Consider the following 12554-nt stretch of genomic DNA (forward strand, 5'->3'; position numbering starts at 1 on the left):
CGTGAGGCTCTTCGGTTCCGACATCATCGGCTACTTCCGCGATGCTGGACTGAAGGGCGACCTGTATCCGCATCGCACGGTGCCGGGCGAGATCGATCCCGACGTGGTCGGATGCAATGGACTCGAGCCGCTCTTCCTGTTTTCGAAGTCCGATGCGCCGGAGTTCGCCGCCTCGGCCAATGTCAGCGCGACGAATTGCGGTCAGTTAACCGCCTTCATCCATTGATCGATGTGAGTCGGCGTCGAACACAATGCTCCACGTCGCGCGCCGTCCGTGAGATCGCGTGGCCGGAAGCCGTTGGCGATGCCCAGGCCGGTGCGCCGCCTCACCAATGGACGGTGGCCGGGCAATTCGAAAAATATTCACATGATATCCACGCTCATGAAGCCCATTCGCTTGGTTTGCGGCACACGTGCCACTTACGACGATTTCCCGCAGAAGACGGCACTCGGCCGTTCGCTTTCGCTGTTCCGTCACGCGACGCCGCCGCAGTTGATGCTGTTCGACAACAACAGCGCCGGCCTGTCGTCGATCTATAACTACGCGATCGAACAGTCGCGCAACGATCCGGCGATCCTCGTCTTCCTGCACGACGACCTGCATCTGTGCGACTTCTACTGGATGGACCGCATCCGCGACGCCGTCACGCAATTCGACATCGTCGGTCTGGCGGGCAACACGCGTCGCCTGCCGGGCCAGCCGTCGTGGTTCTTCCGGGACGCGTCCTTCACGCGCGATGACGCTCAATATCTGAGCGGTGTCGTCGGTCATGGCAGCGGCTTTCCGTGCACCAACATGTCGATTTACGGGCCGCCTGGCCGCGAATGCAAGCTGCTCGACGGCCTGCTGCTCGCCGCCGACAGCGAGCGCCTGATCGCCAGCGGCCTCACGTTCGACGAGCGCTTCGACTTCCATTTCTACGACCTCGATTTCTGCCGCCAGGCCGAATCGCGCGGACTGCGCATGGGAACCTGGCCGATGAGCGTCGTGCACGAGAGCGCCGGATCGTTCGGCACTCCGGCATGGCGCGGCGGTTACGAGCGCTACATGCAGAAGTACATGGGCGTGTAAGCGCGTCGTTTCCGCGTCACGTCAGGATCCCCGATGCAAGCGCCTGCCGATCACGAATCCCGCTCAAGCGACGACGTCCGGATGGACGGGACGGCGCACGCGTCGTCGATGGCTGCGCCCGCATTCGATGCCGCCGCCATGCTGCAAGCCGCATTCGCGCATCACCAAGCGGGCCGCACGGCCGAAGCCGCCGAGTGCTACAAACTGATTCTTCAGCACGACGGCGCGCATGCCGACGCGCTGCATTTTCTCGGCGTGCTCGTGTGCGACGTCGGCAACCTGCCGGCCGGCATCGACCTGATCGAAAAGTCGATCCAGCTGCATCCCAACGCGATCTACCTGAACAACCTCGGCAACATGCGCGGGCGCGCGCGGAACCATCAGGGCGCAATTGCCGCGTATCGCGCGGCGCTGTCGCTCGCACCCGATTACGCAGAAGCGCATAGCAATCTCGGCTATGCGTTACGCGAAGCGGGCGATTCACTGGCGGCGATCGACAGTTGCGCGCGCGCCACCCAACTCAAGCCCGAATTTGCGCAAGCGTGGATCAACCTTGGCAACGCGTTGCTGGATCTCGGTAGCGACGAAGGGGCGCTCGACAGCTACATCAAGGCGCTCGCGCTGAATCCGAACGACGCGAACGCGCACAACAACGTCGGCAACATCCTTGAAAAGTACGGCCGCGCCGCGAATGCCGCCGAGGCCTATCAGCGCGCGTTAGCGCTCGAACCGGGGCGCGCGTCGTTGCACAACAACCTCGGCAACGTGCTGCGCGATCAGGGCTTGCTCGATCAGGCGACGGCCAGCTACCGCCAGGCTCTCGCGCTCGATCCCGGCTTCGCGCAGGCGCACAGCAATCTGCTGCTGTTGCTCAACACGCGGCCCGATGTGAGCTTGTTCGAGCAGGTCGACGAAGCGCGGGCGTTCGGCCGACACCAGTCGGTAAAGCCGCAACGCTTCGAGCGCGCCGTGCGCGCGGGCGAGATGAAAAAGCGCCTGCGCGTCGGCTTCGTATCCGGCGATCTGAACTCGCATCCCGTCGGCTTTTTCCTCGAAAGCGTGCTCGGTCATATCGACCGAACGCGCATTGAACTCGTCGCCTACGCGACGCGCCAGCGCGATGACGCCGTCTCGCAGCGCCTCAAGCCGCAATTCGGCGCCTGGCACGACATCTCGCGGCTCGACGACGAAACCTGCGCGCGCCGCATCCACGAGGACGCGATCGATATTCTCGTCGACCTGTCCGGCCACACGAATCACAATCGCCTGCCCGTATTCGCATGGAAGCCCGCTCCCATTCAGGCGACGTGGCTCGGCTACTTCGCAATGACGGGCCTCGCGTCGATCGATTACGTGATCGCGGATCGTTACGTGTTGCCATTCGATGAGTCGTCGCAATTCGTCGAAGCGCCATGGCATCTGCCCGACAGCTACCTGTGCTTCACGCCGCCGCCTTTCGATATCGAAGTCGGTCCTCTGCCCGCCGGTGAACACGGCGCGATCACGTTCGGCTGCTTCAACCATCTGGTGAAGCTCAACGACGCCGTCGTCGCGTTGTGGTCGCGCGTCCTCGACGCCGTGCCCGGTTCGCGTCTGCTGCTGAAGACCCGGCAACTCGACGATCCATCCTTGCAGCGTGCCACGCTCGAACGTTTCGCCGCACACGGCATCGACGGCGCGCGTCTGATGCTCGAAGGCCAGTCGCCGCGCGCCGAACTGCTCGCCGCATACCAGCGCGTCGACATCGCTCTCGATCCGTTCCCATACGCAGGCGGCACGACGAGCGTCGAAGCGCTGTGGATGGGCGTGCCTGTCCTGACGCGCCGTGGCGAACGCTTTCTGTCGCACGTCGGCGAGAGCATCGTGAACACGGCGGGCTTGCCCGACTGGATCGCAGCGGACGACGCAGACTATCTGAACAAAGCCGTGCGTTTCAGCGCGCAGCGCGATGAACTGGCAGCGCTGAGAAGCACGTTGCGTGAACGCCTGCTGGCTTCGCCGCTATGCGACGCGCCGCGCTTTGCGCGCCATCTCGAAGACGCATTTCACGGCATGTGGGCGCGCCACGCCGCATGCCATCACACCAACAGCGGGCTGCCCGCCCAACCGGATCGACATTCATCAGGAGACGCCCGCGAGCACGCGGAGCGCAATTTCGCATGACAGACTTCAATCAGAATCAGAACGGCTCGTGGCAGCGCATTCCGACGCCTGCCAACTTCGGTGCGGCGCCGCAGCCGCAAGCAGCACCCGACGCGGCAGCGCAGGCGCAGGTCGCGTCGATGCTGCAGACGGCCGTCGAGCATCATGAAGGCGAGCGCTTCGACGAAGCGGAAACGCTGTACCGCCAGATTCTCGCGATCGATCCGAACCATACGGACGCGATGCATCTGCTCGGCCTAATCGCTTACGAGTTCGGCCAGTACCAGACGGCGTGCGATCTGATCATGGCGGCCATCACGCGCAATCCGAATGCGTTCTACTACTACAACCTCGGCAACGTGATGCAGGCGTACAACCGGCCTGCCGCTGCAGCCGAGTGTTTCCGCCAAGCGCTCACGCTGCAGCCGGACTACGTCGACGCGCACAACAACCTGGGCAATGCGCTTCGCGCGCTGAAGGATCATCACGCCGCCGTGCAGTCGTTCTGTCAGGCGATCAACCTGAAGCCGGATCACGCGCGTGCGTACAACAATCTCGCGAACACGCTGATGGAGCTCGATGAGCTCGAAGCCGCGATCGAAGCCTGGCGCAATGCGATCGCGCTGCGTCCCGATTTCGCGGAGCCGCGCAGCAATCTGCTGTTCGCGCTGAACTATCAGCAGCAGACGACGCCGCAAGCGTATCTCGACGAAGTGCTGAAATTCGGCGATGAAATGGCCGCACGCGCCACGCCGTTCGACACGTGGTTCGTCGACGCGGGCACGCGCGAAGGCCGTCCGCTCCGCGTAGGCATCGTGTCCGGCGATCTGAAGAAGCATCCCGTCGGATACTTCATCGAAAGCGTGCTGGCGAATCTGGATGCGTCGCGCGTGCAACTGGTCGCGTATCCGACGCGCGATGTCGAAGACGAACTGACGGCGCGCATCAAGCCGTCGTTCTCGGCGTGGACGAGCCTCGCGGGCGTGAGCGACGAAGCCGCTGCACAGCGCATCCGCAATGACGCGATCGATGTCCTGATCGACGCATCGGGTCACAGCACGCATAACCGTCTGCCGCTTTTCGCATGGAAGCCGGCGCCCGTGCAGGTCACGTGGCCGGGCTACTTCGCGAGCACGGGCGTGCGCGCGATCGATTACATCCTCGGCGATGCACACGTGTTGCCCGAAGCGGAAGAAGCGCACTTCGTCGAAAAGCCATGGCGTCTGCCCGACAGCTATCTGTGCTTCACGCCGCCGACGGATCACGTCGAAACGGGCGCGCTGCCGATGCTCGCGAACGGTCACGTCACGTTCGGCTATTTCGGCAACGTGACGAAGATCACGGATCACGTCGTCGGCGTGTGGTCGACGCTGCTGGAAAAGGTGCAAGGTTCGGTGCTGTTCCTGAAGTCCGGCCAGTTCGACGACGCGCACGTTCGCGACGCGTTCCTGCGCCGTTTTGCGACACGCGGCATTCCGGCGTCGCGCCTGATCATCGAAGGGCGCTCGGCGCGCGGTGAGTATTTCGCCGCCTACCGTCGCGTTGACATGATGCTGAGCCCGTTCCCGTACGGCGGCGGCACGACGACGGCGGAAGCGTTCTGGATGGGCGTGCCTGTGCTGGCTCGCCACGGCGACCGCTTCGTCACGCATATCGCGGAAACGATCTGCCACGCGGCCGGTCTCGCCGACTGGATCGCCGCCGACGATACCGGCTACGTCGAAAAAGCCGTCGCGTTCGCAGCGGATAGCGAACGTCTGTCGACGCTGCGTAGCGCTCTGCGTGCGCAACTGCTCGACTCGCCGCTGTGCGATGCGGCACGCTTCGCGCGTAATCTCGAAGCGGCGCTGCACGGCATGTGGGAACAGCGCGTCGCCCAAGGCGTGGAGGCCGCGCAGTGAACGCACAGTCGGTCCTGATCACGGGCGGCGCGGGATTTCTCGGCTCGCATCTGTGCGACCGGCTGGTCGCGGCCGGTCACGACGTGATGTGCGTGGACAACTTCCACACGGGCAGCAAGCAGACCATTCACCACCTGATCGGCAAGGTGAATTTCGAAGTGATCCGTCATGACGTGTGGTTGCCGCTGTATGTCGAAGCGGACCGCGTGTTCAACATGGCGTGTCCCGCGAGCCCCGTGCATTACCAGAGCGATCCTGTCTCGACGGTGAAGACGGCCGTGCTTGGCGCGATCAACATGCTCGGGCTCGCGAAACGCTGCGGCGCGCGCATCCTGCAGGCATCGACGAGCGAAGTCTACGGCGACGCGCAGCAGCATCCGCAGCGCGAAACGTATTGGGGCAACGTCAATCCGAATGGTCCGCGTGCCTGCTACGACGAAGGCAAGCGCTGCGCGGAAACGCTGTTCTTCGATTATCACCGTCAGCATGGCGTCGACATTCGCATCGCGCGGATTTTCAACACGTACGGTCCGCGCATGCGTCCCGACGATGGCCGCGTGGTGTCGAACTTCATCATGCAGGCGCTGCAAGGCGAGCCGATCACGCTGTACGGCGACGGCTCTCAGACGCGCTCGTTCTGCTATGTCGACGATCTCGTCGACGGGCTGCTGCGCCTGATGGATCACGAAGGCGAGCCGGGGCCGTTCAACATCGGCAATCCGAGCGAGATCACGATACGCGAGCTCGCGGAAACGGTGCTGCGTCTGACAGGTTCGCGCTCGCGCATCGAGTACCGGCCGCTGCCGTCGGATGATCCTGTGCAGCGTCGTCCCGATATCACGAAAGCCCGCGAGCATCTCGACTGGCAGCCGGGCGTGACGCTCGAAGACGGTCTCAAGGAGACCATCGCGTACTTCAAAAAGGTAGTGAAGCAATGACTTGCGATCTGATCGAAGCGGTTTGTCCCGTTTGCTCGAACACAGTTGCCGCGCGCTTTTTCCCGGCGGGCGAGCAGACGCTGGCGACGCTCGCGTGGCCCGATTCCGCGCACGCCGCGCAGGCGCTGCCGCGTCACGCGCAGGATTTCGTGCAGTGCCCGTCGTGCACGCACGTGTGGAATCACCGCTTCGAGTACGACGCGATTCCGTATCAAAGCAATCCGAACCGGATGTTCAACAACGGCAGCATCTGGAAGGGGCATCTCGCGCAGACGCGCGACCTCGTGCTGTCGCGTTTGCCCGATGCGCCGAACGTCGTCGAAATCGGCTGCGGCGAAGGGCATTTCGTGCGCGGACTCGCGCAGTCGCGTCCCGCTGGCCGCTTCATCGGCTTCGATCCGAATGCGACACCGGAGACGGGTTTGGGCGTGGAGTTTCATCCGCGCCTGTTCGAGCCGCTCGCCGATATGAACGCGTTCAAGCCGGATGCAGTCGTGATTCGGCATGTGCTTGAGCACCTGACGGAACCGGCGCGTCTGCTCGAAGCGCTCGCGTGGGGCGCGATGTCGGCGGGCAACGATTGCTGGCTGTTCGCGGAAGTGCCGTGCATCGACCGCGTGTTCGAGACGCATCGTCTCGCCGATTTCTTCTACGAGCACGTGTCGCACTTCACGACGGAATCGTTCCGCACGCTGATGTCGCGTGCGGGCGAAATCGTCACACTCGATCACGGCTACGACGGCGAAGTCGTCTATGCGCTCGTGAAGCTGGCGGTGCCTGCAAAGGCGCGCTCGCGCGCGGAAGCGGCAGCGCGCTTCGCCGCACGCACGGTCGAAAGCCGCGCGATGATCGCGCAGCAGCTGTCGCAACTGAGCGCGTCGGGCCAGCGCGTCGCGATCTGGGGCGGCACGGGAAAGGCAGCCGCGTTCATCCATCATTTCGGCGCGGACGCCGAGCGCTTTCCGCTCGTCGTCGATTCCGATCCTGGCAAGGTCGGCACTTTCGTGCCGGGCACGGGCCAGCGCATCGAATTCCGTGACGTGCTGAAGCAGACCGATGTCGATGTGATCGTGATTCCGACGCAATGGCGCGCGCGCGACATCATCGCTGAGATGACGCGCGAAGGCATCGCGATGAAGAGCGTGATGATCGAGCACGACGGCGGCCTCGTCGATTTTTTCGCGCAGTCGCATCCTTATTGAACGGCTGGAACGTTTGACCATGCACGACATTCCGAGTCTTCTGAACGCCGCGCTGACGCATCATCAGGCGGGACGTCTCGCCGCCGCGCAGGCGCTCTACGACGCCATTCTGCAGACCGAGCCGGCGCAATCGGATGCGCTGCATTTCTCCGGGCTGCTCGCGTGCCAGACGAATCGCGCGGACGCGGGCATTGCGTTGATGCGCGCGTCGATCGCCGCGAATCCGAATGCCGTCTACTACAACAATCTGGGCAACGTGCTGCTCGGACGACGTCAGCTGGGCGAAGCGATCGAGGGCTACCGGCATGCCGTGAATCTGCGTCCCGATTACGCGGAGGCGCACAACAATCTCGGCAATGCGCTGCGCGAAGCGGGCGACGCGAATGCGTCGATGATGAGCTGCGCGACGGCGATCGAACTGCGTCCCGGCTATGCCGAGGCGTACAACAATCTCGGCAACGCACTGCGGGATCTCGGCGATCTTGGCAATGCGGTGCTGGCTTATCAGAAGGCCGTGTCGTTCAGGCCTGACTACGCGGACGCGTTCGGCAATCTTGCACGCGCGGAGGCCGGGCGCGGTAACGCGGATGCATCGATCAACGCGTTCCGTCATGCACTCGCGCTCGATCCGAATCGCGTCGACAATCACGACAGTCTCGCGAAGCTGCTGCACGCACGCGGCGAAATCGATGCCGCGATCGACGTGCTGCAGCAGGCGGCGCAACGCGCGCCCGCCGATGCCGCGCGTCATCGCATGCTCGCGCAATGGCTCGGTAGCCGTCAGCGCTGGGACGAAGCGGCGCATGCATTGACGTCCGCAGTCGAACGCGCACCGAACGACGCATCGGGTTATCTCGAACTCGGCGACGCGTATCAGCACGCCGACAAGCTCGACGCGGCGATTCTCTGCTATCGGACGGCAACCGAACTCGCGCCGCGCGATGCGTCCGCGCATCATCGGCTGGCCGTTGCGCTGCTCAAGCAGCGCCGCGCCGACGAAGCGCTCAAGAGCGCGCAAATGGCTGTATTGCTGGAACCGCATTCGGCCGTGCCGCACGTGAATCTCGGCGACGTGCTGAGCATGCTCGGCGACGCGGACGGCGCGATTGCGAGCTACCGGCGTGGCATCGTGCTCGACGGCGAAATGGAACTGGCGCACAACCGCCTGCTGTTCAATCTCGCGACGCACGCACCGACGCCGCCTGCCGTCACGCTCGCGACCGCGCGCGAATTCGGCGCGCGCATGGCCGCGCGTGCGCGCCGCTGTGAGCATCCGGCGCCGCATCATGACGGACGCAAGCTGCGTATCGGCTTCGTATCCGGCGATCTGCAATTGCATCCCGTCGGCATCTTTATCGAATCGGTGATGGAGCATTTCGCGGACGGCAGCTTCGATCTGATCGCCTATTCGACGCGCGCGAGCGAGGACGACATCACCGCGCGGCTGAAACAGCGCTTCACCGCGTGGCGCAGCCACGTGAATGTGCCCGACGAGCAGGCCGTGCAGATGATTCTCGACGATCGCATCGACATACTCGTCGATCTGTCGGGGCATACCGTGCATAACCGCTTGCCCGTGTTTGCGTGGAAGCCCGCACCCGTGCAGGTGAGCTGGCTCGGCTACTTCGGCACGACGGGTCTCGCCGAAATGGACTACGTGCTCGGCGATCCGCACGTTCTGCCCGTCGCCGAAGAGTCCCACTACGTCGAGAAAACCTGGCGTCTGCCCGACAGCTATCTGTGCTTCACGCCGCCGAAAGACGACGTCGCAGTCGGCCCATTGCCGATGACGCGCAACGGTCACGTGACGTTCGGCTATTTCGGCAAACTTGTGAAGATCACGCCGAACGTGATCGCCGCATGGTCGCGTCTTCTGCACGGAGTGCCGGGCGCGAAGCTGATGATGAAGTCGCACGAACTCGGCGCCGCGCATGCGTGCCGCTCGACGACTGCGCAATTCGCAGCGAAAGGCATCGACGCGTCGCGTCTGATTCTCGAAGGCGGCTCGCCGCGTCACGAATATCTGGACGCGTATAACCGCGTCGACATCATGCTGAGCCCGTTTCCCTATCCGGGCGGCACGACGACGGCGGAAGCGCTGTGGATGGGCACGCCCGTCGTCGCGCTCGAAGGCGATCGCTTCGTCACGCATATCTGCGAGAGCGTGCTGAACGAGGCGGGACTCGCCAGGTGGATTGCGCGCGACGAGGACGAATACATTGCGCTCGCAAGCGCGTGGGCCGCGCAGCCTGAGCGTCTGGCTGCGTTGCGCGAGGGTTTGCGTGCGCAGATGCTGGCTTCGCCGCTGTGCGATGCGCGGCGCTTCGCGACGAATCTGAAAGCGGCATTCGACGGCATGTGGACGCAGTACGTCGACTCGCACGCTGCATGAATCAAAAGGATCACAGTGGATCACGCTAATCTTCTCAACACCGCGCTCGCGCATCACCAGGCCGGCCGGCTCGCCGAAGCCAAGGCAATCTACGACGAGATCCTGCGCGCCAATCCCCGGCATTCCGATGCGCTGCATTTTCTCGGCCTGCTCGCGTGCCAGATTCAACAGTACGAGGCGGGCATCACGCTGATGCGCCAGTCGATCGAGGTTCTGCCGAACGCGATCTATCACAACAATCTCGGTAACGCGTTGCGCGAGCATGGCCAACTGAAGCAGTCGATCGATTCATATCGCGAGGCCGTGACGCTCAAGCCGGACTACGCCGAAGCGCACAACAATCTCGGCAACGCGTTGCGTGAAGATCGTCAGCCGGAAGCCGCGATGCGAAGCTGCGCGCAGGCGCTCGAATTGCGTCCCGGTTACGCCGAGGCGTACAACAATCTCGGCAATGCTCTGAAGGATCTCGGCGAGACGGATAGCGCGGTGCTCGCGTATCGCAAGGCAATTTCGTTCAGACAGCACTATGCGGACGCGCACAACAATCTCGGCAACGCGTTGACGGAGCAGGGCAAGTACGACGAGGCGATTGCCAGCTATCACAGCGCGATCGCGCTCGATCCGAACCGCGCGCTGATACACAACAGTCTCGGCACGCTGCACCTTGCGCGTGGCGAACTCGCGGAAGCCGCGGTGAGCCTGCAACGCTCGATCGATCTCGACCCGAATCAGCCGGGCGTCTACAACAATCTGGCCAACACGTTCCGCGACGCGGGCGAATCCGAACTCGCGGCAGAGCAATACTCGAAAGCGCTGCAACTCGCGCAGACGATCGTCGATTCGTATCAGTCCGGCGTGGCGAATGCCGTGCACGGGCGTTCGTCGGAGCCGCGCATGTCGTTCGCACAGGCGTGTGCAACGCTCGGCAATGCGTGGTACGGGTTGGGCCGCTATGATGAGGCGATCGACTGCTATCAGCGCGCCGTCGCACTCGCGGATGACGACGCCGAAGTGCATCACAATCTCGCCGTCGCGTATCTGAAGACCGAGCGTTCCGATGACGCGTTGCGCTACGCGCGCAAGGCCCTCGAACGCAAGGACGGCTCATCGCGGATGCACATCAACCTCGGCGATGTGTTGCGCTCATTGGGCGAACTCGAAGCCGCGGCCGACAGCTATCGCGCCGCGATTGAACGCTCGCCGGACGCCGACGTCGCGCACACGGCGCTGCTGTTCTGCGAAGCGAGCATGTCGCATCAGCGGGTCGAAGCCTATCTGGCCGACGCTGCGTATTTCGGCAAGCGGATCGCAGCAGGCGTCAGGCAGTTCACGCATCGGCGCGCGCCGCGCGGCAAGCGGCCATTGCGCATCGGCTTCGTATCGGGCGATCTGCGCACGCATCCTGTGGGCATTTTTACGGAAAGTGTGCTGAGCCATATTGATCCGTTGCGTATCGAACTGATCGCGTATCCGACCAACGATGTCGTCGACGATACGACGCACCGTTTGCGGCCGCTGTTCGACGCATGGACACCGCTATGGAAACTCTCGCGCGACGCCGCGGCGCAGCGCATCGTCGATGATGGCATCGACATTCTGCTCGACATGTCGGGTCACACGGCGTTCAACCGCCTGCCCGTGTTCGCGATGAAACCGGCGCCCGTGCAGGTGACATGGCTCGGCTTTTTCGCATCGACGGGTGTCGAACAAATCGATTACGTGCTCGGCGACCGCTATGTGTTGCCGCCCGAAGAGGCGCATCACTTCATCGAAAAGCCGTGGCATCTGCCCGACGGCTATCTGTGCATGACGCCGCCCAAGTACGACATCGATGTCGGCCCGCTTCCGATGCAAGCGAATGGTTACGTCACGTTCGGCTATCTCGGCAAGCTCGCGAAGATGACGGACGGCGTGCTCGATCTGTGGGCGCGCGTGCTGCAGCGTGTGCCTGAGTCGCGTCTGTTGATCAAGGCGCACGAACTCGACCGGGCGCACGTCGTGGAAGCGACGTATGCGCGCTTCGCGGCGCGCGGCATCGCCGCATCGCGCCTGTTGCTCGAAGGCGGCTCGAGGCGCAAGGCCTATCTTGAGACGTTCAATCGCGTCGATATCGTGCTGAGTCCCTTCCCGTATCCGGGCGGCACGACGACAGCGGAATCGCTGTGGATGGGTGTGCCCGTCGTCGCGATGAAAGGCGATCGCTTCCTCGGTCACATCGGCGAAAGCGTGCTGCATTCGGCGGGATTCGGGGAGTGGATCTGCGTCGATCAGGCGAGCTATATCGACAAAGTGTGCGAACTGGTGTCGAGTATCGAATCGCTGGCAAAGCTGCGCGCCGGTTTGCGCGAGCATGTGCTCGCTTCGCCGATGTGCGATGCGCGCCGCTTCGCGGGCAACTTCGAAGATGCGCTAGAAGGCATGTGGCGCGCGTACGAAGAAAGCGCGAACTGAATTGAGCCTCGATGTCCGCATTACGCCCTGCGTGGCGCAATGCGGACATTTGCTTTTGTACAGGCGAAAAAAAAGCTGCATCGCTGCAGCTTTATCAATCCGCGCAGTTCTTGTTGACTACGTCGCGCGGCGTTCTTCAGATTCGATAACTCAGAGCATGCCTGTCGTGTGATACAGGCTCACCGACTTGATGCGACGAAGCGCCTCGCCGTGACGTTCGGTGAGGCGGTCCATGCCGTTGCGCGCATGCATGCTGATCCCTGCGTCGATATGCTGGATCATGCGGATCTTTTCCAGTGCTTCGGGCGTTTGCTGCGGGCTCAGCGACATCAGCAGCGGCGAGCGCTCTTCGACGATCGCCGACGCGCGCGGCCAGTCTTGTTGCGAGACCGCGTCTTCGAGAGCGCGGGTCAAATCCAGTGCGCGGGTCAGCGAATCGTTCATCATGAGTTCCGT

Annotated in this window: 9 protein-coding genes; 8 read left to right on the top strand and 1 reads right to left on the bottom strand. The window is 63.4% G+C overall.

Features of this window, described 5'->3' with window-relative positions; translation table 11 throughout:
- The first annotated feature begins 1 nt into the window (after window position 1).
- From FRZ40_RS11615 to FRZ40_RS11650, 8 genes are all read left to right on the top strand, one after another.
- Window positions 2-226 carry a hypothetical protein gene (locus FRZ40_RS11615; protein WP_147234187.1) on the top strand — a complete coding sequence of 75 codons (225 nt, stop codon included), beginning with the start codon at window positions 2-4 and terminating at the stop codon, window positions 224-226.
- A 156-nt stretch (window positions 227-382) separates the two neighbouring features.
- A complete protein-coding gene (locus FRZ40_RS11620) occupies window positions 383-1072 on the top strand; it encodes a glycosyltransferase family 2 protein (protein WP_147234188.1) in 690 nt (229 codons plus the stop codon).
- A 33-nt stretch (window positions 1073-1105) separates the two neighbouring features.
- Entirely contained in the window at window positions 1106-3235 is a 2130-nt protein-coding gene (locus FRZ40_RS11625) for an O-linked N-acetylglucosamine transferase, SPINDLY family protein (protein WP_147234189.1), read from the top strand.
- Window positions 3232-5115 carry an O-linked N-acetylglucosamine transferase, SPINDLY family protein gene (locus FRZ40_RS11630; RefSeq protein WP_147234190.1) on the top strand — a complete coding sequence of 628 codons (1884 nt, stop codon included), beginning with the start codon at window positions 3232-3234 and terminating at the stop codon, window positions 5113-5115. Before FRZ40_RS11625 ends, FRZ40_RS11630 begins: the two co-directional genes overlap by 4 nt.
- Window positions 5112-6053, top strand: a complete 942-nt coding sequence (locus FRZ40_RS11635; RefSeq protein ID WP_147234191.1) for a UDP-glucuronic acid decarboxylase family protein — start codon at window positions 5112-5114, stop codon at window positions 6051-6053. Before FRZ40_RS11630 ends, FRZ40_RS11635 begins: the two co-directional genes overlap by 4 nt.
- Window positions 6050-7255: a class I SAM-dependent methyltransferase gene (locus FRZ40_RS11640; protein WP_147234192.1), complete on the top strand. Its 1206-nt coding sequence runs from the start codon at window positions 6050-6052 to the stop codon at window positions 7253-7255. Before FRZ40_RS11635 ends, FRZ40_RS11640 begins: the two co-directional genes overlap by 4 nt.
- 19 nt (window positions 7256-7274) lie before the next feature.
- Window positions 7275-9647 (top strand): tetratricopeptide repeat protein, encoded by a 2373-nt coding sequence (locus FRZ40_RS11645; protein ID WP_147234193.1) that lies wholly within the window; start codon window positions 7275-7277, stop codon window positions 9645-9647.
- A 15-nt stretch (window positions 9648-9662) separates the two neighbouring features.
- Window positions 9663-12098, top strand: a complete 2436-nt coding sequence (locus FRZ40_RS11650; RefSeq protein ID WP_147234194.1) for a tetratricopeptide repeat protein — start codon at window positions 9663-9665, stop codon at window positions 12096-12098.
- A 150-nt stretch (window positions 12099-12248) separates the two neighbouring features.
- On the opposite strand, the gene FRZ40_RS11655 is transcribed toward FRZ40_RS11650, so the two are convergent.
- On the bottom strand, window positions 12249-12545 hold the full coding sequence (locus tag FRZ40_RS11655) for a flagellar protein FliT (protein WP_240057138.1): 297 nt from the start codon (window positions 12543-12545) through the stop codon (window positions 12249-12251).
- Window positions 12546-12554 lie beyond the last annotated feature (9 nt).

The organism is Paraburkholderia azotifigens (assembly GCF_007995085.1).
Classification (GTDB): Bacteria; Pseudomonadota; Gammaproteobacteria; order Burkholderiales; family Burkholderiaceae; genus Paraburkholderia; species Paraburkholderia azotifigens.

Coding starts and splice junctions, on each gene's coding strand:
- FRZ40_RS11640 (WP_147234192.1), top strand. CDS start 6,050: ATGACTTGCGATCTGATCGAAGCGGTTTGTCCCGTTTGCTCGAACACA.
- FRZ40_RS11625 (WP_147234189.1), top strand. CDS start 1,106: ATGCAAGCGCCTGCCGATCACGAATCCCGCTCAAGCGACGACGTCCGG.
- FRZ40_RS11645 (WP_147234193.1), top strand. CDS start 7,275: ATGCACGACATTCCGAGTCTTCTGAACGCCGCGCTGACGCATCATCAG.
- FRZ40_RS11620 (WP_147234188.1), top strand. CDS start 383: ATGAAGCCCATTCGCTTGGTTTGCGGCACACGTGCCACTTACGACGAT.
- FRZ40_RS11655 (WP_240057138.1), bottom strand. CDS start 12,545: ATGATGAACGATTCGCTGACCCGCGCACTGGATTTGACCCGCGCTCTC.
- FRZ40_RS11630 (WP_147234190.1), top strand. CDS start 3,232: ATGACAGACTTCAATCAGAATCAGAACGGCTCGTGGCAGCGCATTCCG.